This is a genomic window from Rhodococcus sp. As11, from assembly GCF_048957735.1.
GTDB lineage: Bacteria > Actinomycetota > Actinomycetes > Mycobacteriales > Mycobacteriaceae > Rhodococcus > Rhodococcus gordoniae.
This window is the reverse complement of record NZ_JARDJE010000008.1, coordinates 81020-107702: the sequence shown is the minus strand read 5'-3', so window position 1 is coordinate 107702 and position 26683 is coordinate 81020. Positions and strand designations below refer to the sequence as shown.

Sequence of the window (26683 nt, the reverse complement as noted above, 5' to 3'; positions counted from 1 at the left end):
CGGAGCGGTCATCGGGCAGCCTTCGAGCCCTCCGTCGATGCCGATTCGAAGGAACTAGGCTCACTCCTGTGTGGCGAACCTGGATCCTGGCTGCGGCGATGGTGGTCGTTGCGCCCGTCGTTCTGCTCACCGGTGCATTCGACGTGACCTCGGTGGTGACGTCGGTATTGCTGCTCGCGATGGCGTGGGTCGCCTCTCCCCTGTTCTTCCCCATCATGTCGACGACGCGACCGCTCGTCGCGATGCAGTGGCCCGCGGCGTTCCCGTGGTGTATTGGCGCCCGGGCTGCACCTTCTGCATCCGGTTGCGCGCCACCGTGCGCTCGCGGGCACGTCGCGCGATCTGGGTGAACATCTGGCGGGATCCCGCCGCCACGGCGCAGGTTCGGGAAGTCAACGGCGGGAACGAGACGGTGCCCACCGTGTTCGTCGGCGATGTGTCGCATACCAATCCCGACCCGCGCTGGTTCCGCGACCGGCTGGGCTGACGGATACCAGGTCCGGACATGAGCGAGGTCCCGGACCCTGTGCGGATCCGGGACCTCGAGCGGTGCAGAACGGTTAGCGGCGCACGCCGCGGCCGGTGGCGGCCTTGACGACGAACAGCAGGACGACCGCGCCGAGGAGGCAGGTCAGGAAGCTGAAGATCAGTCCGCCGCCTTCGACATCCACGCCGAAGACCTTGAGCAGGAAGCCACCGATCAAGCCGCCGATGACGCCGACAACGACGTTGAGGAGAATGCCCTGCTGGGCGTCGGTGCCCATGATCTTGCTACCGATCCAGCCGGCGAGACCACCGATGATGATCCAACCGAGGATTCCGAGTCCGAGCATGTGCAGTCCTTTCGTGAACACTGGCTAGTTCGACTCACCTCGAGTACCCAGTCGTCCCATCAGTCACACCTCTCACTTCTGAAAACTTTCGGAGTGGCACACTCGTGCGCATGACCCAGCCTCCCGTCACGATCACCGTCACCGGTCATGCCGAACGCACCGTCGCACCCAACCGGTGCACGGTGGTGCTGCGCGCGCACGCCGATGGCACGTCGCGCAAGCAGGCTGCAGAACCGGTGGCCGCGGCTGTCGCCACGATCACCGATCTCGTGACCGAATTGCGGGAGTCCTCCCCGAGCCCGGTGAAGAGGTGGACCTTCGATCGGGTACGCCACAGTCGGCGACGCCCGTTCAGCCGTGAGGGTAAGAATCGGCCCTGGGTGTACAACTCGTCGGCGTCGATCACCGTGACCTTCCACGAGTTGGACGTGGTGGGTACCTTCGTCGAGCAGGTTGCGGCGCTCGAGGTGGTCACCGTCGCCGACCTTCGTTGGTGGATCACCCGCAAGGCGCAGCAGAAGCGACTCGCGCGGGTCCGCGATCTCGCCGTGGGCGACGCACTGGTCAAGGCGAAGGCGTACACGGCCTCGTTGGGCCTCAACACGATTCGCGCTGTGGCCATCGCCGATCCGGGCATGCTCGGGTCCCAGCCCTCCCCCGTTCACACGGCAGGCGCTCCCATGATGCACACCGCGATGTTGCGGTCGGATGCAATGGGCGCGCCCGAGTCCGCCGAGCCCGAGTTGGTGTTCGAACCCGACCGCGTCACTCTCACCGCCGACGTCGAGGCACGCTTCGAAGCCCGTTGAGCGCGCCAGATGTCCGACCGATCAAGGAGTCGAACGGGGGTCAGAATACCCTGGCCGGCGGGGTGCGTCGTGGACCGCGCCTGGCCGCCGATTTCACCGTTCTCAGCAACGCTGTCATCACCGATGAGCGGTTGTCCTTCCGCGCCCGGGGCGTGCTCGTCTGGTTGCTGTCCAAACCCGACGACTGGCGCACCCGTGCCGACTCGATCGCGGCCCAGTCGCCCAGGGACGGCCGCGACGCGATCCGATCTGCACTGCGCGAGCTCACCGACCTCGGCTACCTGGTGCGCGAGAAGATCCAGAACGAGCTCGGCCGGTGGATCACCATCCAGACCGTCTACGAACGTCCCGTCGCCGACCCGACACCTGAGAATCCGACCCCCGGCGGCGCGGACAGCGGCGCCCCAGGCGTTCTTGAAAGTACTGATCTACCGAGGACGGAAACCAACCGCACTCCGCGCGTCGCGAAGGAACCGCTGAGTCCGGCGATGGTCGAGCTGGCAGCGGCCTGCAGGCGAGCCGAACTCACTGCGACATTCGTCTACCTCGAACCCGATGCGGCAGCGGCAATCGAAGCACTCATCGCTACGCACGGGGTGGCAATGCTTGTCGCAGCGGCGAAATCCGTGCACAGACCGGGCAATCCGATGCGCTTGGCGCACGGATGGCTGCCCTTGTGGCGGTCGCTGCCGACACCCCGTGTCACCCAACCGAAGTGCGACGAGTACGGGTGGTTGCCCGACGACGAGCACGGACGGGCCGTGCGGTGCGGGTGTCGGGTCCCGGCTGCGGCCTGAGGTCCGTTGCGAGGGTATCCACACCCGCTCGCACGAAAGGCGTCCCTTGTGTCGTGAAGAGACGTCACCTCTCGGGTCGAGATCAGAAATCGGGGAGGGAACTTCCCGGTCGGGCGCAAATCACCGGCGGACCCTGTGACTAGGCTCGGCTCCGTGAGCGTACGTGCAGGAATCATCGTGACCGGAACCGAAGTGCTGACCGGGAGGATCGCCGACCAGAACGGACCGTGGTTGTCCGACCGACTCCTGAAACTCGGCGTCGACGTCGCCCACATCACGATCTGCGGCGACCGGCCCGCCGACCTGACCGCACAGCTGCGTTTCCTCACCGAGCAGGGCGTCGACCTCGTCGTCACCAGCGGGGGTCTCGGTCCCACCGCCGACGACCTCACCGTCTCCACCGTCGCGGAGTTCTGCAATCGCGAGCTCCTGCTCGACCCCGGACTCGAAGAACACATCGCGGGCATCATCCGCAGCTTCCGACCGGACGCCCCGGATCTCGACGCGGGGCCGACGCGTATCGGGATTCGTAAGCAGGCGCACGTTCCCATCGGCGCCACTGCTCTGCCGCCCACAGGTACAGCGCCAGGTGTGGTCGTCCCCGCGGTGCCCGGTGATCGGCCGGTGCCGACCATCGTGATCCTGCCCGGCCCGCCCGGTGAGCTGCAGGCGATGTGGCCTAGCGCGGTCACCTCACCCGCGGTCGCCGACGTACTGTCCCGAGCCGATGACCTGCAGCAGGAAACCGTGCGCGCCTACGGATTGCACGAGGCACAACTCGCCGAGACACTGCGCCGGGCCGAAACGGAGATCGCCGACCTCGATCGGCTCGAGATCACCACGTGCCTTCGACACGGTGAACTCGACATGGTGACCCGATTCGCCTCCGGCGACGCACACATCTATCGCCGTCTTCTCGGCGTCCTCATCGAACACCATGAACGCCAGATCTTCTCCCTCGACGGTGCCACCATCGACGACCGGCTGATCGATGCCCTCGACGGTCGCTCGATCGGAACTGCGGAGTCGTGCACCGGCGGTCTCGTCGCTGCGCGTCTCACCGACCGACCCGGGTCGTCGGCCTACGTCATGGGTGGGGTGGTCTCGTACTCCAACGACGCGAAGTCCGATCTGATCGACGTACCGGCCGAAATGATCGTCGCGCACGGCGCGGTGAGCGAACAGGTCGCCGCAGCCATGGCCGAGGGTGCCCGACATCGGCTGAAGGTCGACGTCGCGGTCTCCACCACCGGCATCGCCGGCCCCGGCGGTGGCACCGAGGCCAAGCCGGTCGGCACGGTCTGCTTCGGCGTCGCGATCGAGGGACGGCCGACGTACACCGTCACCCGCCGCTTCCCCGGGGACCGCGAGCGCATTCGAACTCTCAGCACCACGGCGGCATTGCATCTGGTTGTCGCACAGCTCGATCAGGGTTGATCGGGTGCTCGTCGACCACCTTCCGCCCTCCCACGCCGTCCTCGACGGAGCACGGCGAGAATCCACTTCGGCTCGGAGGTCGTTGATCTCGGCGGTACAGGGACGGGACCCGGTCTCGGACCGCTTCGTCGGTGTACTGCGGGATCGAGCTACGTGAACAGTTCCGGCCGAAGCCTCGCGACCTCGATGAGAATGTTCCGTTCACATCGTGCAGAGATTCTCCGACCGTCACCGAGATCGCGCACCCCCACCATGCCGAACAAAAGAGACATCGATATCATCGACGTCGATTGTTGTCTGTCGGGGACACACGAGGAGAATCGCGCATGTCCCGGATCGATCGCAGACACCGCCGCGCCGTCGGCCTGCTCACCGCAGGTTTGCTTACTGCAGGACTGAGCGTCGCGGGTCCGGTCGGCTCCGCGTCCGCCGACCCGGTCCGCAACTGCCCTGAACGATACGTTCTCGCCGTCGACGGCACCCGCGGCTTCGAGACCCTCGACTCGATCGATCCGGAATCCCCCCTGGCGGAGATCTCCGCTCGTTACGAGGTTCCCGGCACGGTGGTCGAACACATCCGGTACCCCGCAGTGGTCGTACCGATGCCGGGCACCGGCTCGAGCGACGATTTCGACGGCATAGACGACGACGGTGCCGTCGCCTACGACAGGTCGAAGCAGATCGGGCATCAGCGACTCCGCCAGACCATCACCGTCCGACACAGCACCTGCCCCGACTCGGACCTGCTGATTCTCGGATACTCGCAAGGCGCTTCGATCGCGGGAGACGTTCTCGCCGAGATCGCAGCCGACGGGTCCGTTCCCGCCGAACGGATCTCGGGCATTCTCTACTCCGATCCCCGCGACAACCGCGGCGTCGAGACCTTGTTCCCGGGTCCCGTCGTTCCCGGCGTGACGCTCGGCGGCGCTCGCAGCGATTTCGGCGAGATCCACGTCGAGCGAGTCTGCATCGAAGGCGACGCGATCTGTGACGGTCGCACTCCCGACGACGGCAAGGACTGGCTCCGGGAGAACGTGACCGGATATTTCCGGCTGCACACGAAGTACCCCGACTACCAGCCCTGACCGAGTCGGGCCGGAGGGTGCGCCGACGGAGTGGGAGGCCTCGGGTCCGAGCCGTCGTTACCGATAGCAGTAGGAATCCGAGGAGGCGTCGCCACCCTGGAGGCGAACCTGGTGCGCCCGCAGACCACGAAAGTCGTCGCCGTGCGGGAAGAAGCGCTCGTCGATTTCCATCCCGCCGCGAGGGTCGGTGTGCAGCAGGGCCATCCAGGCGCCGACCCCGTCCGGGTAGAACTGGTCGTCCCAGGCCCCGTACAAGGAGTTGGTGACGTAGACCCGCTTGCCGTCCCGGCTGATCTCGACCATCTGCGGACCACCGGACAGCGGCTCGTTCGGTACCGCCGGATGGGCGCGGCGGCCGACGATCCCTCCGAGTCGGACGGACCCGGTCTCCTTCGGATGGTCGGGCTCACGCACGTCGAACTGTTTCAGCTCTCCGGTGCCCCAGCACGAGACGTAGAGGAACGCGTCGTCGACCGACAGGTCGATGTCGGAGACGAGCGGCGGTACCGCACCGAACGGCTTCAACGCCGGCGGCAGTGCGTCCGGCTCCGCCGGCTCGGCCGGGATCGTGATCACCTTGTCCACTGCCCAACCGTCGTCACCGCGGTGCCAACGCCACACCGACGCGGACAGGTCCTCGGTCGAGACGACCACGCCGACGAATCCCCAGGTGGCCTCCGGGTCGTGCGACGGGCGCAGTTCGAGCGGCATCTGATACTGCGCGCCCAGATCCACTCGCTGCTGGTGCGCGCCTGTGGACAGGTCCCAGAAATGAATCGCATGGCCGTACTCGTTCGCCAGTAGCAGCTCGGGCACCACTCCGTTCTCGATCATCGACGGTGTGCCCCATTCGCTGCTGATCAGCGTGTTCTGGTTCAGATGCCACCAGGCGTCGTACGCGAAATACTGCGGCCCCCGGTCGGCTTCCCATTGCCGGAGCACGTCGAACGTGCCGTGATCGAGGAGGGCGATCCCGCCTGGGCCGTCGGATCCGTCGGCACCACCCAGGCAGGTCATGAACACGCCGTCCGGCCCGCAGTGCAAGGTGTGCGGTCGAGAGTAACCCGCCTTGGCAGCGAGATCGGCAGCGTCCACAACCTTGGCCACGGTGGGTTGACGCGGGTCGGGCCCGGTGTCGAGCACATACAGGGACGACGAGCGGATGCCCGGCACGATGAGGTATCGGCGTGCCAATCCCGCCATATCGTGGCCCTCGTGCTTCAACGCGCTGCTGCAGGCGTTCCAACCGAAATGATGCAGTTCGTTGCCCAACCCGGGTACCTCGGTCCAGCCCACTACTCGGCCATAGGTGTCCGAGCCGGGATCCACGTCTATCACGCTCATGGCGTCGGGCTTGTCCGCCGCGCGATCGAACGCAGCCACGTAGGCCAATCGCTCCGGTGGGGCGGCGGCCGCGTCTGCTGCGGTCCGATAGAAGGTCGGGTCTGTGGTCGGCCGACTCATTTTCAGCCTCCTTCGTCGAGGAGACCCCACAAGACAGAATACGAGGATCGTGCGAGGGACGGAACCGTGACGAGCTCACGGCCGGACGCCGCGAACCGGCGTGCAGTGCTCCGCGCTGTGGACCGGATCGCGACGACCGGGCGGTAGAGGTGCGGTCGGGGTTCTCCCCGGCGAATACTTCGGTGACCCAACGTAAAAGGGAACCCATCCTCAGGTAAGGATGGGTTCCCTCGTCGACGAGTCCCTGGAGGACGGTCGTTACTGCAATCCCCGCAGGTCTGTTATCCCTGCGCAACGGCAGGCGCACCGACGTGCTCCACCGGGCCGGCTTCCGTGAGGGGATAGACGGGGTACTCCACACCCGAGAGGTACTGGACGGTGCGTACCACCTGGCACGAGTAGCCGAATTCGTTGTCGTACCAGACGTAGAGAATGGCGGTGTCGCCGTCGACGATCGCGGCGTTGGCGTCGATGATGCACGCCGCGCGCGACCCGATGAAGTCGCTCGACACTGCGTCGGTGGCCGAGGTGTAGTCGAGGTTGCGGCGTAGCGCCCCGGTGAGCGACTCATGGTGCAGGTGCTCGAGCACCTCTTCCTTGGTGGTCTCACGAGTCAGCTGAAGGTGAAGAATCGCGACGGAGACATCCGGCGTAGGGACGCGGATCGAGTTGCCGGTGATCTTCGCTTTCAGATCGGGAAGTGCCTTCGCGACCGCCGAGGCGGCCCCGGTCTCGGTGAGTACCAGGTTGAACGGCGCGGAACGACCCCGGCGGTCGGCCTTGTGGTAGTTGTCCAGCAGGTTCTGGTCGTTGGTGAACGAGTGCACCGTCTCGACGTGACCACGCACCACACCGAATTCGTCGTCCATGGTCTTCAGCGGCGGAACGATGGCATTGGTGGTGCAGGACGCGCACGACACGATCTTCTCGTCCGGGTCGAGGTCGCGGTGGTTGACGCCGTGCACGATGTTCGGGAGATCACCCTTACCCGGTGCGGTGAGCACCACCTTGGCGATACCGGGGCGGAGATGCTTCGACAGCCCGTCGCGGTCGCGCCAGATTCCGGTGTTGTCGATCAGGATGGCCTTGTCGATGCCGTACTCGGTGTAGTCGACGCTTTCCGGATCGTTGCTGTAGATGAACTTGATGACATTGCCGTTGGCGACCAAGGCGTTGTTCTCGGTGTCGACCTTGATCGTGCCGTTGAACTGTCCGTGGACGGAGTCGCGACGCAGCAGAGAGGCACGCTTGGTCAGGTCGTCGTCACCTCCCTTACGGACCACCACAGCACGCAGGTTCAGCCCATTGCCCGAGCCTGCCTTCTCGATGAGCAGACGGGCGACGAGCCGGCCGATTCGCCCGAACCCGTACAGGACCACGTCCTGCGGTTTCGCGGGGCTCGTCTGCGCGCCGCCGACCAGATCCGCGAGGCTCTCAGCGACGAACTCCGGGATGGACCGTCCGGCCCCCTCGGCGTGATATGCCGTCACCAGCAGGCCGAGATCGATCTTCGACGGTTGCAGATCGAGATCGGTCAGCGCTTCGAGGAACGGGAATGTCGCCTCGACGGACAGCTCGTCGCCGCGGATCTGCCGCGCGAAACGGTGGGTCCGCAGAATGCCGATGACCGATTTGTTCACGAGGGAGCGGCTGTGGAGCAGGATTGTGACCGAGTGCCGGCGGTGCAGACCGCCGATGATCGGGATCATTGCTTCCGCAATGGCCTCCTGGGAGTTCCACTGTGACAATTCCGGGGTGCTCACTGCGCTCCTCTGCCTTTCGGGCTCGTCTGACCCGTCGCAGGCTGAGGGTGCCGCCCGGACGAGGCGCACGCCACTCGCCGGTCGGCGTTCCGGATCGGTGGAACCGTTCGCGACCGACACCGATTACGGCGTGCGCAACGCCAAGCATAGGAAAGTGCTCCCGCGGGTCGACGACCGGCGTCGCCGAAGCCGGTTCGCCCGGATCTCTTGCTCCTCGGTCCGCCGTACCCCGTCGACCGATTCCGGCCGGAGCCAGGGTTCCCGCGCCGGCACCCGTCCCCTTGTGGTTCTTCGGACAATGGAAACGAACAGCCGACCCGGTACCACTTCGGAGGCGAACGATGAACCGGATCGAAATCATGGTCCGCCGGATCGACGGCTTCCAGCAACGACATCCGGTCCTCGCGGTGCCATTCGCGGTGGTGCAGAAGTTCGGCAACGATCAGGCCGGCGGCAAGTCCGCCATCATCGCCTATTACGGATTGTTCGCGGTCTTCCCTGTCCTGCTGCTGTTTTCGACGATCCTCGGGTTCATCCTCGCCGGTCATCCCGACCTCGAACAAGACATGATCAACTCCGCGCTGGCCGATTTCCCCATCCTGGGGACCCAGCTACGCAGTTCCACCCACCCGCTGCGGGGTAACGGCTGGGCTCTGGTCCTCGGTGTGCTCGGTGCCCTCTACGGGGCCCAAGGCATCGGCCAGGCCGCCCAGAACGCCATGAACACGGTATGGAACGTTCCGTTCAAGGACTGGCCCGGCTTCGTCGGCCGCCGCATCCGAGGAATGACGATCCTGGTGTTCCTCGGCCTCGGCATCCTGCTCTCGACCACCCTGATCGGGTTCGCTCCCCGCCTGGGCGCGCTGTCCGGGGCATGGACCATGGTCGCGTCGGCGGCTGTGAACTTCACCGTGTTCCTGGTCTGTTTCACCGTGCTGACCTCGGCCACCGTGCAGATCAGGGACGTGGTCGTCGGCGCAGTCATCGCCACCGTCTTCTGGGAGATCCTCCAACGCATCGGAGACTGGTTCGTCCGCTACACCATCGACCACGCCACCGACGTCTACGGTTTCTTCGCCATCGTCCTCGGACTCCTGTCCTGGTTGTATCTCGGTGCGCGGCTGACCCTGCTCGCCGCCGAGATCAACGTCGTCCTGCGTTACCGTCTCTGGCCCCGATCGATGACGCAACCGCCGTTCACCGCGCAGGACAAGTCGGCGATGGTGCTCCTGGCCAAGATGGAGGAACGCCGACCCGAGGAAACCGTCGAGGTGAGTTTCACCGACGAGGCGGACCGGCAGCCACTCGACGACACCACCCTTCCGCCCCGTCAGCACCAGCACCGGCACCGGCACCGGCACCGGCACCGATGACACCCTGGCGAACCCGCCACGCACCCGGGGGGTCACCCACCTCGACCGACCCTCCGACCGGCGACCCGCATCCGCCTCACTACGCTCCAGTTCATGAGTAAGCCGACTTCGACCTACGCCGACGTGACGCTCGACCCGCGTGCCAACGTCTACTTCGACGGCAAGTGCGTCAGCCACAACTTCCATCTGGCGGATGGAACCCGCAAGTCGGCCGGCGTGATCCTGCCCGCCACCCTGAAGTTCGGAACCGCCGCGCCGGAGGTCATGGAGCTGCACAGCGGCGCGTGCCGCGTCCGGCTGGCCGGCAGTGAGGAATGGGCGACCTACGGTGCCGGTGATTCGTTCTCGGTGCCGGGCGATTCTTCGTTCGACATCGAGGTCACCGAAGCCGTCAGCTACGTCTGCCACTACGGCTGACCGTACTTCGACAGACGAAACGCTCCCACCGAGTGCGGTACTCGGCGGGAGCGTCTCCATTCGTGCCGCCCAGGACCGGACGATCGCGCCGAGGGAGCTCCGCTCAGCCGGTGATCTCGGCCCGATCGGGTTCGGTTCCGGTCTGCGCCTTCCGCTGCGACGAGGCGTGACCGACGAACATCGCCGACGCCACGATCCCGATGAGCAGGACCGTCGCCGGCAGGAGCATCGACTGGCTCAGCGCAGTGCTGAACTTCTCGGCGATCTGCTCCGGGAGAGCGTTTCCCATCGCGGCGCCGCTTCCCTCGCCGGCCTGCACTTCGCCCAGTCCCTGCGCGGCCATCCGCGACGAGATCAAGGCACCGATCGCGGCACTGCCCAGCACCGAACCGACCTGGCGGGTGGTGTTGTAGATGCCGGCACCGGCGCCCGCCTGATGGATGGGCAGGTTGTGGGTTGCGGTCGACGCCAGCGGTGCCCAGATGCAGGAATTGGACACGCCGGCAACGGCGGCGATGATCAGGAACAGCACGATGGGACTGTCCGGCGTCATCAGCACCGCGAAGCCGAAGACCGACGCCGAGAACACCGTGAAGCCGATGGTGGGCAGGACCCGCGGCGGCATCCTGTCGGAGAACTTGCCGATGAGCGGTGCGGTCAGGCCGGTGACGATCGCCATCGGGGCGAAGATCAGGGCTGCTCGCGTGGGGGAGAATCCGCGGACGGTCTCGAGATAGAAGTAGGCCGGGACCATCAGGGCGGTCATGGCTGCGCCCATCGACGAGATCGCGATGTTCGACATCGAGAAATTCCGGTCGCGGAACAGGCTCAGCGGCACCAACGGTTCACCCTTGTTGCGGGCCTGATTGACCACGAACAGCACCATCACCGCGATACCCGCGACGATCATCACCCACGTCCAGACGTCCCAGTCCCGGCTGGATCCTTCCTGGATTCCGAAGACCAGCAGGAACAGACCGATACCGCTGAGGATCACACCGACGACGTCGAACTTGTGCGGTTGGGTTTCGAGGCTGGGCACCAGCCACGCCGCCGATGCGAACGCCACGACACCGATCGGGACGTTGATGTAGAAGATCCAGTTCCAGCCCTGCCAGTCCACCAGCACACCGCCGACGAGGGGGCCGAGCAGTGAGGCCAGGCCGGCGACAGCGCCCCACAGCCCCATGGCCGCACCCCGCTTGTCCGGCGCGAACGTACGAGTGATGATCGCCATCGTCTGCGGCGTCATCAGCGCCGCGCCGAGTCCCTGGACGGCGCGGGCGGCGATGAGAATTTCGATCGAGCCGGAGGTCGCGCACCACAGCGATGCCGCGGTGAACACGACCAGGCCGGCGAGATAGATGTTCTTCGGCCCGAACCGATCGCCGAGGCGACCGGTGAACAACAGGGGCACCGCGTAGGTCAGCAGGTAGGCGCTGGTCACCCAGACGACTTGATTGATGTCTGCCTGCAGGTCGGTCATGATCGCCGGGTTGGCCACCGCAACGATGGTCAGGTCCAGCAGGATCATGAAGAACCCGACCACCAGGGCCGACAGGCCCCACCACGGATTACGGTCGGTTTTCATCGATGTCGTTCCTGTCCGTACCGGCCGAGCACGACCGGCGATCCATTGGTTCGAGATGTCACGGTTCGGTCGACGCCCGCGACCGTCCCGGGTCGCCTACAGCGCTTCTCCGCAATTCGGCGAGAGTCTCGTCGGTCAACGCCGCGCTCCAGTCGCGGCCGGGATCGCGGGGCGGGTCCGGGATCCGCGCGCCTCCGGCGTCGAAGTTCTGCCACGCGAGAGAGCCGTCACGGATCTCGCCGATCAGGCGCCGCAACCATTCCGTTTCGTGAGCGGTTCTGTCGCGGAGGAAGTCGACGGCCACCCAGTACCGCCGGGGCACGTCGTTGTCGACGGCCCAGGCACGGATGGCGTCCAGTTCGACGAGATCGTCCTCGAGACGATCGATGCGTTCACCGATCAGGGCGACGACCTCGTCTGCCGGCAGATTGTGCGATTCGGCGAGGCCGAGAGGGAAAATCGGATACTCGCGAGCCGGTCGACGGATGATCTCGGCGATGCGGGCACGCACGGCCTCCGCTCCGGCCGCAGTGATGCTGTAGGTGGTGCGCTCGGGTCTGTTACCTGCGCGTTCGGTGCCCTCCTGCCGGATCAATCCGCTCTCCACCAGACGGGAGACGGTGTGGTACAGCGAGCTCGGCCGGAGCTTGATCAGGTTGTCCTCCCGGCGCTTGAGCAGAAGCTGATGCATCTCGTAGGGATGCATCGGTCGCTCCTCGAGCAGTCCGAGCACAGCGATGGCTATCGGTGTCAGGACGGCGATACGGGATTGTTCGGACACCGCTCCTGCCTCCTTCGATCGTCGGGAGGCGTTCGGGAACCGCGACTGCTGCGCCTCGAATAGTCGGTATCGAATATACGACGCGGATTATCCGACGGACAACAATGCCTCCTTCCTGGCGTTCGTCGCCGTGCCGGGCGCGCGGCAGACGTGGATCGGGGGTTCCGACCGGTGCGTGACATCGGCCGGAACCCCCGATCCGGTGACGAATACTGTTCTCGTCACGATCTGTGCAACCACACGTCGGGGATTCTTCGAATCTCCTCCCTCACATCGGGATCCGCGAGGACGAGAAGCAGCCGTGGCCGGAGCGACCGGGCCACCGAGACAACGGCCTCGATGGCGGCGAGGGCCGCGTCGGCCTGCCCGGCGGCAAGGACGACGAGGTCCTGCGCCTCGACGCCGAATCACGGCGCCGTCGCCAACCCCGCGCCTGCATCGGTCTGCGGCAACGGCAGCACCTCGGCTCCGTCGACCAGCGTCTTCCAGAGTTCCTTCCCGGTCCTCGCCGTGCTCTGCACGATCAGAGCCGCCAATCCCGCCACGTGCGGGGTGGCCATGGACGTCCCACTGATCGTGTTGTAGCGGTCCGGCATCGGCCACGACGAGTACACGTCTACACCGGGTGCGGCGATATCGACGGCGCCGCCCGGAACCACGGTGGCTCTGGCCGAGAAGGCCGCCATCTTCAGGTCGGACGCCAGTGCCGCGACCGCCATGATCGACGGCGAATTCGCGGGGCTGCCGACGAATCCGGGATCCGTCGGCCGACGCGCGTTGTTCCCCGCGGCCGCGACGATCAGCGTCCCGGCCGCCAACGCCCGCTGCCCGACGGCCTCGTAGGCCGTCACCGGCCGAGGTACGTCGGCGCCCAGCGACATCGAGATGACCTGGCACCGATTGGCCAATGCCCATTCGATCCCGGCGAGGATGGTGGAGTCGGATCCGCTGCCCTGATTGCTCAGTACCTTGCCGACGAAGATCGCGGCCCGTGGTGCGACGCCGTAGCCGCGCGCGGTCGGTAGATTCCTCGGTCCGCAGGATGTGCCGACGCAGTGGGTGCCGTGCCCGTTCCCGTCCTGGACGGCCTGACCTGCGATGAACGACTTACTGGTGATCGTCCGACCTGCGAAGTCGGGATGGTTGAGATCGAATCCGGTGTCGAGCACTGCTACCCGGACAGCGGACCCGTCGAACTGTGACGTCAGTGCCCGGGTGGCCTGCAGACCCCAGGTGTGCCTGCGACCGTCCGCCAGATGTGTCTCCAGGGCGAGTGGTGCCGCCAGCGTACGGACGACGTGTTCGGGTTCCACGGCCACGATCGCCGGATCCTGACGTGCGACGTCCTCGAGCGATTCGACCTGCGACCCGTCGACGGCGGCGACAGCCACCCCGAGCCGATCGAATAGGGTCGCATCGGTGGATTCGAGTTCGTCTGCGGGTACCGCTTCCGGCCCCGTCTCGTCGCTGGACGCGATCGAGTTCACGCCGCTGATCGCCTCGAGTGCGGCCACGCGTTCCTCGTGAGTGCTGTCCTCGGTGAAAGTGATGATCTGCCGGCCCGTGGTTTCGGCTTCGACGGGGCCATCGGCATCGTCCGTCATCATGATGCGTTCCTCTGATCCGAAGAGTGATACGAGATGCGGGAGAACCCCGCGGGATCAGTATGGGAACCGGCCGATACCGGCGCCTGCGTAGACGACTACCCCATTTCGACCGTGCTGGTCGCGTCACCGGTGCGTAGCCGTTCTCGATTTCGGTGTTCCCGACCGCGCTGAGCGATGTCGGGAACACCGAAATCGCATCCGGTCACCGCGTGTGCGACCGCTCCGGGACCGGCCGGAACCAGTCCCCCACACGCGACACCAGCGCGGGATCTCCTGCAGCCGTGACGGATCCGTCCCGGACAGCGCGCGACCAATCGCCCCGACCGCGAGCCAGTGCCAGCAGTGCCGGGATCGACGACTCGAGATACACGTAGCGAGCCGGGTCCAGCAGCGGATCGGTGAGGCATCCGTACGGTTGCGCGCCGCGCTGCACGACCAGCCAGTACCTGCGGTCGCACCGATGGTGGAGCCGGAACTCGAGCACGACCGGCCGGGCCGGACAGTGCGCGCGCTCCACCCGTCGCGCCAACCAGCCGAGCACAACGTCCGGGTCGCGTTCGACCATCGCCGGATCGTCCGGCAACCATGTCTCCGCCCAGGTGCGCAGCGCGCCGAGCGGTGCCATCAACCCGAGGCCGACGTCGGTCAGACGGTAGGCCGGGTGCGGATCTTCGCAACGGGACACCACCCCGAGCATCTCCAGCCGGCGCAGTCGGTCGGCGAGCACCGAACGCGAGATCCGGCCGGGCAGGCCGGTGGCGAGGTCGTTGAAGCCCTGCGGCCCGAGGATTCCCAACTGTCGTACGACGAGCAGACTCCACCGGTCACCGAGGTGTTCGATGGCCTTGGTGAAGGAGCAGTACCCGGCGGATCCACTCGCGTCCACCCCCCGAGTGTCCCACCGCCCGGCGGCCGGGTGCGGTTCGAAGTTCGAACTGGTCACGTCCCACTCGACGACGGATCGTGAAGACGAGGACGAGATCCGGAGGTCACGATGAACATCCAGACGCGCGTACCGGGTCACCCGACTCGCGTGCAGAACGGATACGATCGGATGGTTCGGGACGCCGGTGGTCGGAGCCGATTCGTCCCGACACGGACGGGCCGGGCACACGTCGTCGAGCACGGTGACGGGCTACCGGTCGTCCATCTGCACGGCAACAACACCTCGTCGTTGTCGCACCTGATGCTGCTCGAGCACACGACGGCGGTGCACTCGTTCCTGGTGGATCGGCCGGGTTTCGGTCTCAGCGATCCGTCGGACTTCCGCCGCACCGGGCTCCGGCGGCATGCGGTCGGATTCGTCGACGACGTGCTCGACGGGCTCGGGCTCGAGTCGGCGGTTCTGGTCGGCGCGTCGGGCGGAGGGATCTGGTCGATCTGGTACGCCCTCGATCGTCCGGAGCGGGTGCGGGGTGCGGTCACGCTCGGGTCCGTCCCGCTGCTGCCCGGTGCTCGGATTCCCGTCGATGTCCGGGTCATGGCGACCCCCGTTCTCGGGCAACTGCTCGGCCGCATCGTGAAACCGGGTCGACGGATGCTGCTGCACCTGCTGTCCTCGGTGGGCGAAGGCGAGACCATCCGGCGGTACCCCGAGCTGCTCGACTCGCTCGTCGACGCGGCGCACGATCCCGTCGCGAGGGCAGCGAACGTTGCGGAGTTGCAGGCGATCCTGTCACCGTTCGGCACCCGGCGCGCCGCCAGGATCTGTCCGGATGTGCTGCGGCAGCTACACGTTCCCACGCTGATGATCTGGGGTGACCACGATCCCGTGGTCCCGGTCGAGGACGCCCGGGCCGTCGCGGCACTCGTACCGCACGCGCATCTGGAAGTGCTGGTCGCGGGACACGTGCCTCAGCTCGGCCATCCCGCACGGGTGGCGGCGCTGATCGAGGAGTTCGCCCACTCGATTCCGTGAGCAGCCCGCGGGACGCGATCAGTGCTTCAGGTGTTGCAGCCGTTCGTGTTCCGACAGTCCACCCCACACTCCGTGCGGTTCGCCGCTGAGTATCGCGTGGGTGCGGCACTCGGCCAGCACCGGGCAGTTCGCGCAGATGCGTTTCGCGACGACCTCGCGCCGCCTGCGGATGCTCGGTGGCTCGCCGTCCGGGGCGAAGAAGAAGTACTCGTCGGAGGTCCGGCAGTTGGCATGCTGCTGCCATCCGAGACGTGGCCGGACACGCTCGGTCAGCAGGGTCATCCGATCATCACCACCTCCAAAGTGCGGGGGCCGTGCACGCCCTCGACGCGTTCGAGTTCGATGTCCGACGTCGCGGACGGCCCACTGATCATCGTGATCGGCCGCTCCGGGACGAGCCGGGCCAGCGCTTCGGGCACTCCCACCTCGACATCGCTCATCGCCACCACGCACACGTGCAGGTCGGGGACCAGTGTCAGCGCGCGTCGCCCCTGGTCGAGGCTGCCGTCGAGGAAGATCGTGCCCGTCTCCGCGCAGGTCACGGCCGAGCCGGTGACGACCCCGTCGAGATCACCGAGGTCGGCTGCGGGCCTGTCGGTGGAGTCGACCACCACCTCGCCACCGAACTCCGCCAGCCACGACCGATCCAGGCCCTCCGGGACCCCGACGCGGCGCACCCCGCGATCCGTGAGGATCTTCGCCAGCACGACGGGCAGATCCTCCGGCGTGCTCTCGTGCACGTGAGCCTTGTAGTCGACCAGCCGATCGACCAGCAGCTCACGGCGCTCGGCGTCCGGCAGGGTGCGTCCGAGACGATAGTCGCGCGGTACCTCGACCGGTGTCGGCGGTGCGAGGGTCTGCGCCGAACGGATCCGGCCGAGAATCGCGTCGCGGCTGCTCATCGCTGCTGTCCTTCCTCGCGTGCCTTCGCGAGCGCGGCACGGCCTTCATCGGATGCCCACCATTGCCGGAAGGTCTGTTTCGGCGGGGCCGGCATGTCACGGGCGTCGGTCCAACCGGCGAGCGGACCGGGCAGACTGGTGATCTTCCCCTTCTTGCCGGCGAGGACGCGGCCGAGTCCGGCGGCCTTCTGCGCGGCCGTCCAGCGCTGCGAGGACGACATGGCCAGCGAGGCGGCCTTCATCGCCGCAGCCTCGGGCCCGAAGCGGGCGTGTTCGACCTTCTGGTGGCGCAGTTCCACCAGCAACGAGGGGATGTCGATCTTGACGGGGCAGGCGTCGTAGCAGGCACCGCACAGGCTCGATGCGAACGGCAGGCTGGCGTTGGGGTCGTCGGGTCGGTCCATCCCGGCCAACTGCGGGCTGAGGACGGCGCCGATCGGGCCCGGGTAGGTCGAGCCGTAGGCGTGGCCCCCGGTGCGCTCGTAGACCGGGCACACGTTCAGGCATGCCGAGCACCGGATACAGTGCAGCGCTTCACGTCCGATCTCGTCGGCGAGCGCGGCGGTGCGGCCGTTGTCGAGCAGCACGAGATGGAACTCCTGCGGGCCGTCGCCGGGGGTGACACCGGTCCACATCGACGTGTAGGGATTCATGCGCTCCCCCGTCGACGAGCGCGGCAGCAACTGCAGGAACACCTCGAGGTCACGGAAGGTGGGCAAGAGTTTCTCGATGCCCATGACGGTGATGAGTGTCTGCGGCAGCGTCAGGCACATGCGGCCGTTGCCCTCGGATTCGACGACGGCGAGGGTGCCGGTCTCGGCGATGCCGAAGTTCGCGCCCGACACCGCGACCGGCACGGTCATGAACTTGTGACGCAGGAACTTTCGTGCCGCGGCTGCGAGATGACGGGGGTTGTCGTCGAGGTCGGGGTCGACGTCCGGCATCTCACGCAGGAAGATCTCGCGGATCTCGGCGCGGTTGCGGTGGATGGCGGGCACCAGGATGTGCGAGGGCTTGTCGTGGCCGAGTTGGACGATGAGCTCGGCGAGGTCGGTCTCGTAGGCCGCGATCCCCCGTTCTTCGAGATGCTCGTTGAGCCCGATCTCCTGGGTGGCCATCGATTTGACCTTGATGACCTCGTCGGATCCTGTCTTCCGGATCAGCTCGGTGACGATGGCGTTGGCCTCGGCGGCGCCGGCAGCCCAGTGCACCACGCCACCACGCGCGGTCACCGCCTCCTCGAGCTGGGTGAGCAGCTCCGGGAGGCGGTTGAGCACGTCGGTCTTGATGGCGGCGCCGGCGTCGCGCAGTTGTTCCCAGTCGGGCAGTTCCCCGGTGACGTTCAGTCGCTTGGCACGGATGGTGTGGGTGGCCTTGCCGATGTTGCGCCGCAACTGCGGGTTCGCGAGTTCCTGGTGCGCTGCGTCGGGAAACTTTCTGATGCCGCGCAGATTTCCGGATCCACGCGGCGGGACGGTGGGCATACCGAGTGCGGTCACGCGGGCACTCCCTTGGGGGCGACGGCCGGTTCCACGGAGGCGAGGATCTCGGCGAGGTGGATGGTGCGGGTACCGGTGCGCAGGCGCGTGAGACCACCGCCGATGTGCATCAGGCACGACGAGTCGCCGGCGCTGCAGTATTCGGCGCCGGTGGCGGCGACATTGCTCAGCTTGTCGGCGAGCATCGCAGTGGAGGTCTCGGCGTTCTTGATCGCGAAGGTGCCCCCGAACCCGCAGCACGAATCGGCCTCGGGCAGTTCGACGAGATCGATCTCGCGCACGGCTCGCAACAACTGGAGCGGCTTCTCCCCCACCCGCAGCATCCGCAACGAATGACAGGTGGGGTGATAGGTCACCCGGTGCGGGAAATAGGCGCCGACGTCGGTGACGCCGAGGACGTCGACAAGGAATTCGGACAACTCGTACGTCTTGGCCTTGACGGTGTCGACCCGTCCGCACAACGACGCGGAACCGTAACGGGAGGCGACGATGTCGTGCTGGTGGCGAACGGATCCGACGCACGATCCGGAGGGGGCGACGACGGCGTCGATGCCGCTGTCGCCGAAGGCGTCGACGTAGTTCTCGACGAGCGGCAGCGCGTCGGGTTGGTAGCCGGTGTTGACGTGCATCTGACCGCAGCAGGTCTGGCGTTCGGGGAAGACGACGTCGTGCCCGAGCCGGGTGAGGAGCAGGGCGGTGGCCGAAACGGCCTTCGGGAACATCGTGTCGCCGAGGCACGTCGCGAACAGGGCGATTCGCATGGAGATCTCCGCATCGGGGGTGTGGTCTGACCACATTGAACCACACGTTCCGGAGATCCGCCGCACATTTTCGGACAGTGACCGCACATTCCGTCAGGGGGTCGACTGTGACGCGGACCATGGTGTACTTTCACGTGGTCTGACCACATCGGTCGAAATCACATCCGCCGCCGACAGCGGCGCAACCACAGGAGTTTCGTGTGGCAACCCGGATATCGGCGGTGACATTCACACCCGCCACTGACGCCATCGCAGGCAGCCTCACCGCATCGGCTCTCGTGGGCCTTGCGCCGCTGCTGACCTTCTTCGTCCTGCTCGCCGGCTTCAAACTCAAGGCCTGGTATTCCGGACTCGGCGCCCTCGTCGCCGCGCTCATCGTCGCGATCATCGGCTTCGACATGCCCGCGCCCCTGGCCGGCCTGTCCGCCCTGCAGGGCATCACCTTCGGACTCTTCCCGGTGATGTGGATCGTGATCACCGCGATCTGGTTCTACGAACTCACCGTCGTCAGCGGCCGGTTCGAGGATCTGCGGCGCATCTTCAACTCGATCGGCCACGGCGACATGCGGATCCAGGCGATGCTCATCGCCTTCTGCTTCGGTGGCATGCTCGAAGCACTGGCCGGATTCGGCGCACCCGTGGCGATCACCGGCGCCATGCTCGTCACCCTCGGCATGCCTGCCCTGCGAGCCGCGGTCACGGTCCTGATCGCCAACACCGCGCCGGTCGCCTTCGGCGCCATGGCCATCCCGATCACCACCGCCGGTGCCCTGACCGACATCCCCGCCACCGAGATCGCCGCCGTCGTGGGCCGTCAGACCCCGGTCCTGGCGCTCTTCGTGCCGCTGTTGCTGCTCTTCCTGGTCGACGGTCGTCGCGGTGTCCGGCAGGCCTGGCCGATCGCGTTGGTCACCGGCACGACGTTCGCGCTCGCCCAGTTCTGGTGCTCGAGCCACTTTTCGTACGAACTCACCGATGTCGTCGCCTCGCTCGCCGGTCTCACCGCCGCCGTGCTGATGCTGCAGGTCTGGAAGCCGCGGACCCCCGAGGACCAGCTCTCGCGTACCCGCACCGATGTCATCGCTGTCCAGGCCGGCAAGGAGGGCCCCGGAGCCGCTCGTGCGCCGCAGCGTCCCGTCGCCGACGAGTCGCTGACCACCTCGCGCGTCGTCATGGCGCTGTTCCCGTACCTGCTGGTCATCACCGTGTTCGGCATTGCGAAGCTGTGGACCGTCGGTGTCGATCTGCCGGAGCGTCTCGCCGCCACCGACGTCGAGATCGAGTGGCCCGGCCTGTACGGCAATCTGCTCACCGGCGGGGGCGACGCATCGAGCAGCGCGGTCTACACCTTCTCGTGGCTGTCGTCGCCGGGCACACTGCTACTGCTCAGCGGCGCGATCGTCACTCTCGTCTACGCGCGGCGGGACAGCGGCGGCATGTTCCCGCTGACCGTCCGCCGAGCCGTGGCCACCTTCGGCACCACCGTCGTGCGTATGAAGCTCGCCATCGCCACGGTGGCCACCGTGCTGGGTCTGAGTTATGTGATGAATCAGTCCGGCCAGACCGTCGCGATCGGCACCTGGCTCGCCGGCACCGGTACGATCTTCGCCTTGTTCTCCCCGATCCTGGGCTGGCTCGGCACCGCCGTCACCGGCTCGGATACCTCCGCCAACGCCCTGTTCGCCCGCCTGCAGCAGGCAGCCGGGCAGACCGCCGGCATCGACCCGACCCTGCTGGTCGCGGCGAACACCTCCGGTGGTGTGGTCGGCAAGCTGATCAGCCCGCAGAACCTCACCATCGCCGCCACCGCGGTCGATCAGCCGGGCAGCGAATCGGTGTTGTTGCGCAAGGTGATCGGCTACAGCGTCGCGATGCTCGTCATCCTCTGCGTGCTGGTCTACCTGCAGTCCACACCGGTGCTGTCCTGGATGCTCCCCTGATCCGGAATCGACTAGGCTCTGAAGTCATGTCGTCGTCCGAGGGTCGTGCGTGGGAGCAGGTGCTGAACCACCTGGAGCAGATGCTGGTCTCGGGAGAACTCGGCCCGGGCCAGCATCTGCCCCCGGAGCGCACGCTCGCCGCACAACTCGGCGTCGGCAGGTCTTCGGTTCGTGAGGCACTGCGCGTGATGGAGGCCCTCGGACTGCTCAGCACCCACACCGGTTCCGGGCCGAACGCCGGCGCAATGATCGTCTCGCGACCCACCGGCGGGATGTCGATGCTCATGCGCCTGCAGGTCGCGGCGCAGAACTTCCCGGTCTCCGACATCGTCCGCACACGTCTGGTACTCGAGACGGAAGTGATGCAGACACTGGCCAACCGAACCCCGGCACCGGAACTCACCCAGGCCGAGGAACTCCTGGACGCGATGGACGCTCCGGAGTTGGCCGCACCCGAGTTCCTGGTTCTCGACGCCCAGTTCCACGTCGCGATGGCCGACGCGGCCGGCAACCTCGTCGTCGCGGCGATGATGGCCGGTCTGCGCGACTCCATCGAGAGCTACGTCCTTGCGGGCGCGCCGCACACCGACTGGCCCGCGACCTGCGTGCGGCTGCGTCACGAGCACCGCGGTCTCGTCGACGCGGTCCGCGCCGGCGACGCCACGCTCGCACGCAAGCGCATCGTCGAGCACATCCGCGGTTACTACGCTCGAAGTTTCGGCGCCGACGCGTTCTGACGCTGCTCCCCCACACCTGCACGGTCGACCCGGTCCGACGAGACAAACTGTCGGGCCGGGCTTTTCGGATGTTCGATCACTGCTCTTGCAACTGCCGGATGGCGTCGACCAGCGGCGCCAGGACGGGTTCGGTCGCGGCCTCGTCGAGCGCCTCCCGCAGGGCGGTGTTGTGGGTGGGCCGGGCCTCTTCGAGCAGGCGCCGACCGGCGTCGGTGACGTCGGTGTAGATGCCGCGACGATCGGTAGGACACAGATAGCGCGAGAGCAACCCACGATCCTCGAGCCGCGTGACCAACCGCGTCGTCGCGCTCTGACTGAGAACCACAGCATCGGCGACCTGACGCATCTGCAGGTGCCCGCCCTCCCCCTCGCGCTGACGGTTGAGCACATCCAGCAGCGAGTACTCGCGCACGCTCAACCCGTGGCCGGACTGCAGGGCGCTCTCGATCCGGTTCTCGAGCCGCCCGTGCAGGAGCGACAGCGCCGACCAACTGTTGGCCAGCGCGGTCATCGAGGGGTCCGTGGCGGTCATGGTCGGCTCCTGGGTCGGCTCGTACGAACAGGTGACGCCGACGGCATGCCGACGTTGTCGCAACGCTCACTATACCCGCGCTTGCAATTAGTCGGCGCCTGCAATTATTGTCTACGCCAGTAAAGCGCGTCTGCGTCTCTTCTCGATCGAAGGATCGTTCTCATGCCACTCGCTCTGCTGGCCCTGGCCATCGGCGCCTTCGGGATCGGCACCACCGAGTTCGTGATCATGGGTTTGCTCCCCCAGGTCGGATCGGATCTCGGCGTGTCGATCCCCACGGCCGGATATCTGGTCACCGGCTACGCCCTCGGCGTCATGATCGGCGCCCCGATCATGACGGCGCTCGGCACCCGGATCTCCCGTAAGAACATGTTGATGCTGCTCATGGGCCTGTTCGTCCTGGGCAACGCCGTCTCCGCCCTCGCGCCCACCTTCGCCGTCATACTGATCGGCCGCGTCGTCGCCTCCCTCGCCCACGGGGCCTTCTTCGGCATCGGCTCGGTCGTCGCCGCCGAACTGGTGGCACCGCAGAAAAAGGCGGCTGCCATCTCCCTGATGTTCACCGGACTGACGGTGGCCAATGTCGCCGGCGTGCCGCTGGGCACCTTCGTCGGCCACACCGCGGGCTGGCGCGCGACATTTCTGATCGTCGCCGCGCTCGGCGTCGTCGGCCTGGCCGGCGTCGCGAAGCTCGTTCCCGACGTCCCCCGACCCGCAGGCGTGCGGCTGCGCCACGAGATCGCGGCGTTCAAGAACGTCCAGGTCGTACTGGCCATGACCATGACGGTCCTCGGCTTCGGTGGCGTGTTCGCCGCGATCACCTACATCGCACCGATCCTGACCGATGTCAGCGGGTTCGCCGAGTCCTCCGTCCCCTGGCTGATGGCCGTGTTCGGAACCGGCATGGTGGTCGGCAACCTCGTCGGCGGACATTTCGCCGACCGCAATCTCATGCCGATGCTCTACACCGCCCTGGCCGGCCTGGCCATGGTGCTCGGACTGTTCACCTTCCTGTCCTCCGACAAGACCGTGTCCGTCGCGGCGGTCTTCCTGATCGGCGCCCTCGGTTTCGCGACCGTGCCGCCCCTGCAGAAGCACGTCCTCGACCATGCGCACGGCGCCCCGACCCTGGCTTCCGCCGCCAACATCGGTGCCTTCAATCTCGGCAACGCCCTGGCCGCCTGGCTCGGCGGCACGGTGATATCCGCCGGATTCGGGTACACGGCACCCAACGCCGTCGGGGCCGTCCTGGCCGCGTCCGCTCTGGTCCCGGCGGTCCTGTCCCACCGACTACAGCGAAAGGACGACCACACCAACGCAACTCACACATCCACAGAACCCGACCTCCACAGCACAACCCGTGCTGCAGTCGACCCCGTCCGACTCTGATCCCGGACTACGCGAACACCCCCGAAGGAGCACCGACTCGTGACATCGTCCACGATCCCCACCGTCACCCTGAACAACGGCGTCGAGATCCCTCAGCTCGGCTTCGGCGTCTTCCAGATCCCCGAGGACGAGACCACCGCGGCCGTCAGCGCCGCACTCGAGACCGGCTACCGCCACATCGACACCGCCGCGATCTACGGCAACGAAGCCGGCGTCGGCCGCGCGCTGGCGGATTCCGGACTGTCCCGCGACGAGCTGTTCATCACGACGAAGGTGTGGAACTCCGATCAGGGTTACGACGCCACCCTCCGCGCCTTCGACACCAGCCTCACCGCGCTCGGCCTCGATCGTCTCGATCTCTACCTGATCCACTGGCCGACCCCGGCCCGCGATGTCTACGCCGACACCTGGCGTGCCCTCGAACGCCTCGTCGAGGAAGGACGCCTTCGCGCTGCGGGCGTGTCGAACTTCCAGCCGGCCCACCTCCAGCGCCTGCTGGACGGCAGCTCGCTCGTCCCGACGATCAACCAGATCGAACTGCACCCCGGTCTGCAGCAGAGTGAGCTGCGCGCCTTCCACGCCGAGCACGGCATCGCCACCGAGGCGTGGAGCCCGCTCGCCCAGGGCGCCGTGCTGGACGACGAGGCGATCACGTCGATCGCCGGGCGCACCGGCAAGTCGCCGGCCCAGGTGGTGCTGCGCTGGCATCTGCAGCTCGGCAACGTCGTCATCCCGAAGTCGGTCACGCCGTCCCGGATCCGGGAGAACTTCGAGGTCTTCGACTTCGAGCTGACCGACGAGGACATGTCCACCATCACCAATACCGATCGCGATCTGCGCACCGGACCCCATCCGGACCAGTTCAACTGACAGACCTCACCACTCCGGTTTCTCCGCCCGGGATCGGATCCGGACGCAGATCCTGGCTCATGGTGGATGCCTCTTTTCACCCCCATCCGTTCCCAGTACACCACCGGTATCGGGCGGCATACACCCCTGACCAGGGTGAAACCTGTCGTCTCACGGGTGAATGACGCAGCCGAATCCGATATGGCACGTCGCGGTCTCCTCGGTGTCACCCTGGCGGGCCGCGGGTCGGTACCGCAGACAGTAGTTCGGGGCGCACAGGTGCGAGCCGCCCTTGATGACGCGGCGCGGATACGCTTCGCGCGGATCGTGTTCGGCCTCGTCGACGCGGGGATTCGTCGGGATGCAACACGATGAGGCCGGCGCGACGTTCCTGCCGCTCGAAGCATGGTTCGCGGTGAAGTAGTCGGCGGTCCACTCCCACGCGTTGCCCGCCATGTCGTGGAGGCCGTATCCGTTCGGCCGGAAGTGTCCGACAGGTGAGGTTCCGGCGAATCCGTCCGTTTCGAGGTTCTGCCACGGGAATTCGCCCTGCCAGACGTTCCCGCCGGGCCGGCCCTTCGGTTCGCGCTCGTCGCGCCATGTGAAGGCCTTGCGGTCGAGTCCGCCGCGGGCGGCGAACTCCCATTCGGCCTCGGTCGGCAGTTCCTTGCCGGCCCACTCTGCGTAGGCGCGGGCATCGAACCACGAGACGTGGGTGACGGGATGGCGTTCCCGCCCGCCGACGGTGCTCCCCGGGCCTTCGGGATGACGCCAGTCCGCACCCGGGACGAACGACCACCACCTCGTGTAGTCGTCGAGCGGTACCGGCCCCGGAGGAGGCGTGAACACGAGCGAGCCGGGCACGAGCAGGGACGGATCGGCGCCGGGATAATCGGCCGGGTCCGGCGCGATCTCCGCGGTAGTGACGTGTCCGGTGTCCTTCACGAAGCGCCGGAACTCGGCGACGGTCACCGGGTGCGTGTCCATCCAGAACCCGTCGACCGTCACCTGGTGGACCGGTCGCTCCTCCGGATAGAAATCCTCCGACCCCATCCAGAACGTGCCCCCGGCGACGAGAGTCGTGTTCTGTGTCGCAGCACGCCTCATGACGTCAGCCTCGCACGGCCCCGTTCAGGGCGCGAAGGACGCACCGCCGCGAGGAGACCGCGCATTCACCGGTCCCGTCCCGCCCCCGTACCGCAGACTCGGGACATGCCCTCCACGACGACGGAACTGTCCCCGATGCTGGCGACCCTCGGTCCGCCGCCGACCGGGAATTGGGCGTTCGAGATGAAATGGGACGGCCAGCGCACCCTCGCCACGGTGACCGACGGACAGTGCCGGCTGACCAGCCGCACCGGCAACGACATCACCCGGAGCTTCCCCGAGCTCCCCCACCCGCTCACCACTGCGACGGACGGCCGGGACTGCATCGTCGACGGCGAGATCGTCACGCTCGATTCCGAGGGTCGGCCGTCCTTCGCCCGGTTGCAGCGCCGGATGCACGTCCACCGCCCCACCGAAGAGCTACGTGCCGAGCTACCGGTCCTGATCTACCTGTTCGACGTCCTCGCTCTCGACGGAGAATCCACGACGGAGCTGTCCTATCTGGAGCGCCGGGCCGTCCTCGAGGACCTGATCGTCCCCGGACCTCGGGTTCAGCTGTCGCCCTACTGGACCGATGTCGACGCACCGACCATGCTCACGGTCGCGCGCGAACACGGCCTCGAAGGGATCGTAGCCAAGGACCCGGACGCACCGTATCTACCCGGGACCCGTAGCGACGGCTGGATCAAGACGCCGCTGCGTCGGAACACCGAGGTGGTCGTCGTCGGGTGGCTCCCCGGATCCGGCAAGGCTGCCGGCGGCATCGGTTCGCTACTCCTCGGAGCGCACGACGACGAGGAACGGTTGGTGTTCATCGGCCGGGTCGGGACGGGATTCACCACCGCGACCCGCCGCGAGCTGCGATCGCAGTTGCGTCCGCTGGAGCGGCCCACCACCCCACTGGCGGTCGCTCCGCCGGCACGGGAGACCCACGGCGCCCACTGGGTGGAGCCCATCCTCGTCGGAGAGGTCGAGTACCGGGAGTACGCGGGCGGAAGCCTCCGGCATCCGAGCTGGCGAGGACTACGCACCGACAAGACGGTGCCGGAGGTCGATCTCCCGGGCCGACACTGACCGTCCGGTTACCGTGAG

Annotated in this window: 26 protein-coding genes; 13 read left to right on the top strand and 13 right to left on the bottom strand. The window is 66.9% G+C overall.

All coding sequences use genetic code 11. The annotated features are described in order from the left end of the window. Positions 1 to 184: 184 nt before the first annotated feature. On the top strand, positions 185 to 487 hold the full coding sequence (locus tag PV766_RS12950; protein ID WP_421097164.1) for a glutaredoxin domain-containing protein: 303 nt from the start codon (positions 185 to 187) through the stop codon (positions 485 to 487). A gap of 73 nt (positions 488 to 560) precedes the next feature. On the opposite strand, the gene PV766_RS12945 is transcribed toward PV766_RS12950, so the two are convergent. Next, positions 561 to 833, bottom strand: coding sequence for a GlsB/YeaQ/YmgE family stress response membrane protein (locus PV766_RS12945; protein ID WP_026003569.1), 273 nt, complete (start codon positions 831 to 833; stop codon positions 561 to 563). A gap of 110 nt (positions 834 to 943) precedes the next feature. On the opposite strand from PV766_RS12945, the gene PV766_RS12940 reads away from it, so the two are divergent. The 4 genes from PV766_RS12940 to PV766_RS12925 all read left to right on the top strand — a co-directional run bounded on the left by PV766_RS12940 (position 944) and on the right by PV766_RS12925 (position 4961). Then, positions 944 to 1642, top strand: a complete 699-nt coding sequence (locus tag PV766_RS12940; RefSeq protein WP_064065164.1) for an SIMPL domain-containing protein — start codon at positions 944 to 946, stop codon at positions 1640 to 1642. A 62-nt stretch (positions 1643 to 1704) separates the two neighbouring features. Continuing rightward, a complete protein-coding gene (locus PV766_RS12935; RefSeq protein ID WP_421097163.1) occupies positions 1705 to 2439 on the top strand; it encodes a helix-turn-helix domain-containing protein in 735 nt (244 codons plus the stop codon). A gap of 153 nt (positions 2440 to 2592) precedes the next feature. Next, positions 2593 to 3876, top strand: coding sequence for a competence/damage-inducible protein A (locus tag PV766_RS12930; RefSeq protein ID WP_064065163.1), 1284 nt, complete (start codon positions 2593 to 2595; stop codon positions 3874 to 3876). 326 nt (positions 3877 to 4202) lie between these two features. Further along, positions 4203 to 4961 (top strand): cutinase family protein, encoded by a 759-nt coding sequence (locus PV766_RS12925; RefSeq protein ID WP_421097162.1) that lies wholly within the window; start codon positions 4203 to 4205, stop codon positions 4959 to 4961. 57 nt (positions 4962 to 5018) lie between these two features. On the opposite strand, the gene PV766_RS12920 is transcribed toward PV766_RS12925, so the two are convergent. Together PV766_RS12920 and PV766_RS12915 are read right to left on the bottom strand one after the other, a co-directional pair. Further along, on the bottom strand, positions 5019 to 6425 hold the full coding sequence (locus PV766_RS12920; protein ID WP_421097161.1) for a selenium-binding protein SBP56-related protein: 1407 nt from the start codon (positions 6423 to 6425) through the stop codon (positions 5019 to 5021). A gap of 281 nt (positions 6426 to 6706) precedes the next feature. After that, positions 6707 to 8188: a glyceraldehyde-3-phosphate dehydrogenase gene (locus PV766_RS12915; RefSeq protein ID WP_421097160.1), complete on the bottom strand. Its 1482-nt coding sequence runs from the start codon at positions 8186 to 8188 to the stop codon at positions 6707 to 6709. A 341-nt stretch (positions 8189 to 8529) separates the two neighbouring features. Here PV766_RS12915 and PV766_RS12910 point away from each other — a divergent pair, with 341 nt between their 5' ends. Together PV766_RS12910 and PV766_RS12905 are read left to right on the top strand one after the other, a co-directional pair. Next, on the top strand, positions 8530 to 9561 hold the full coding sequence (locus tag PV766_RS12910) for a YihY/virulence factor BrkB family protein (RefSeq protein ID WP_421097159.1): 1032 nt from the start codon (positions 8530 to 8532) through the stop codon (positions 9559 to 9561). Between the two features lie 93 nt (positions 9562 to 9654). Next, entirely contained in the window at positions 9655 to 9978 is a 324-nt protein-coding gene (locus PV766_RS12905) for a pyrimidine/purine nucleoside phosphorylase (protein ID WP_421097158.1), read from the top strand. A 103-nt stretch (positions 9979 to 10081) separates the two neighbouring features. On the opposite strand, the gene PV766_RS12900 is transcribed toward PV766_RS12905, so the two are convergent. From PV766_RS12900 to PV766_RS12885, 4 genes are all read right to left on the bottom strand, one after another. After that, complete coding sequence (locus PV766_RS12900; RefSeq protein ID WP_421097157.1) at positions 10082 to 11569, bottom strand: DHA2 family efflux MFS transporter permease subunit; 1488 nt, start codon at positions 11567 to 11569, stop codon at positions 10082 to 10084. A gap of 58 nt (positions 11570 to 11627) precedes the next feature. Next, on the bottom strand, positions 11628 to 12350 hold the full coding sequence (locus PV766_RS12895) for a PadR family transcriptional regulator (RefSeq protein ID WP_064065157.1): 723 nt from the start codon (positions 12348 to 12350) through the stop codon (positions 11628 to 11630). Between the two features lie 407 nt (positions 12351 to 12757). Continuing rightward, the gene (locus PV766_RS12890; protein ID WP_421097156.1) at positions 12758 to 13957 is read right to left on the bottom strand and encodes a S8 family serine peptidase; all 1200 of its coding nucleotides are present in this window, start codon (positions 13955 to 13957) and stop codon (positions 12758 to 12760) included. Between the two features lie 202 nt (positions 13958 to 14159). Continuing rightward, entirely contained in the window at positions 14160 to 14843 is a 684-nt protein-coding gene (locus PV766_RS12885; RefSeq protein WP_115311570.1) for a winged helix-turn-helix transcriptional regulator, read from the bottom strand. Positions 14844 to 14951: 108 nt separating this feature from the next. Here PV766_RS12885 and PV766_RS12880 point away from each other — a divergent pair, with 108 nt between their 5' ends. Next, entirely contained in the window at positions 14952 to 15875 is a 924-nt protein-coding gene (locus tag PV766_RS12880; RefSeq protein ID WP_084422047.1) for an alpha/beta fold hydrolase, read from the top strand. Between the two features lie 18 nt (positions 15876 to 15893). Here the strand turns inward: PV766_RS12880 and PV766_RS12875 are convergent, their stop codons facing one another. Genes PV766_RS12875 through PV766_RS12860 form a run of 4 tightly spaced genes read right to left on the bottom strand, consistent with a single transcriptional unit; the run spans position 15894 to position 19037 of the window. Beyond that, positions 15894 to 16157, bottom strand: a complete 264-nt coding sequence (locus PV766_RS12875; RefSeq protein ID WP_255161047.1) for a WhiB family transcriptional regulator — start codon at positions 16155 to 16157, stop codon at positions 15894 to 15896. After that, positions 16154 to 16777 (bottom strand): LutC/YkgG family protein, encoded by a 624-nt coding sequence (locus tag PV766_RS12870; RefSeq protein WP_064065544.1) that lies wholly within the window; start codon positions 16775 to 16777, stop codon positions 16154 to 16156. Before PV766_RS12870 ends, PV766_RS12875 begins: the two co-directional genes overlap by 4 nt. Beyond that, a complete protein-coding gene (locus PV766_RS12865; RefSeq protein ID WP_016934054.1) occupies positions 16774 to 18276 on the bottom strand; it encodes a LutB/LldF family L-lactate oxidation iron-sulfur protein in 1503 nt (500 codons plus the stop codon). The genes PV766_RS12870 and PV766_RS12865 overlap by 4 nt, the downstream gene beginning before the upstream one ends. Further along, complete coding sequence (locus PV766_RS12860) at positions 18273 to 19037, bottom strand: (Fe-S)-binding protein (RefSeq protein ID WP_115311569.1); 765 nt, start codon at positions 19035 to 19037, stop codon at positions 18273 to 18275. Before PV766_RS12860 ends, PV766_RS12865 begins: the two co-directional genes overlap by 4 nt. Positions 19038 to 19258: 221 nt before the next feature. Here PV766_RS12860 and PV766_RS12855 point away from each other — a divergent pair, with 221 nt between their 5' ends. Both PV766_RS12855 and PV766_RS12850 read left to right on the top strand, forming a co-directional pair. Continuing rightward, the gene (locus PV766_RS12855) at positions 19259 to 20977 is read left to right on the top strand and encodes an L-lactate permease (RefSeq protein WP_371053774.1); all 1719 of its coding nucleotides are present in this window, start codon (positions 19259 to 19261) and stop codon (positions 20975 to 20977) included. Between the two features lie 26 nt (positions 20978 to 21003). Further along, entirely contained in the window at positions 21004 to 21714 is a 711-nt protein-coding gene (locus PV766_RS12850) for a FadR/GntR family transcriptional regulator (protein WP_064065426.1), read from the top strand. Between the two features lie 76 nt (positions 21715 to 21790). On the opposite strand, the gene PV766_RS12845 is transcribed toward PV766_RS12850, so the two are convergent. Beyond that, positions 21791 to 22246: a MarR family winged helix-turn-helix transcriptional regulator gene (locus PV766_RS12845; RefSeq protein ID WP_421097155.1), complete on the bottom strand. Its 456-nt coding sequence runs from the start codon at positions 22244 to 22246 to the stop codon at positions 21791 to 21793. 162 nt (positions 22247 to 22408) lie between these two features. Here PV766_RS12845 and PV766_RS12840 point away from each other — a divergent pair, with 162 nt between their 5' ends. Together PV766_RS12840 and PV766_RS12835 are read left to right on the top strand one after the other, a co-directional pair. Next, entirely contained in the window at positions 22409 to 23635 is a 1227-nt protein-coding gene (locus PV766_RS12840) for an MFS transporter (RefSeq protein ID WP_421097154.1), read from the top strand. A gap of 39 nt (positions 23636 to 23674) precedes the next feature. Beyond that, on the top strand, positions 23675 to 24505 hold the full coding sequence (locus PV766_RS12835; protein ID WP_421097153.1) for an aldo/keto reductase: 831 nt from the start codon (positions 23675 to 23677) through the stop codon (positions 24503 to 24505). Positions 24506 to 24655: 150 nt separating this feature from the next. Here PV766_RS12835 and PV766_RS12830 read toward each other — a convergent pair whose 3' ends face one another. After that, positions 24656 to 25591 carry a formylglycine-generating enzyme family protein gene (locus PV766_RS12830; protein WP_421097152.1) on the bottom strand — a complete coding sequence of 312 codons (936 nt, stop codon included), beginning with the start codon at positions 25589 to 25591 and terminating at the stop codon, positions 24656 to 24658. 105 nt (positions 25592 to 25696) lie between these two features. Here PV766_RS12830 and ligD point away from each other — a divergent pair, with 105 nt between their 5' ends. Further along, positions 25697 to 26665 carry a non-homologous end-joining DNA ligase gene (gene ligD, locus PV766_RS12825; protein WP_064065422.1) on the top strand — a complete coding sequence of 323 codons (969 nt, stop codon included), beginning with the start codon at positions 25697 to 25699 and terminating at the stop codon, positions 26663 to 26665. Positions 26666 to 26683: the final 18 nt, after the last annotated feature.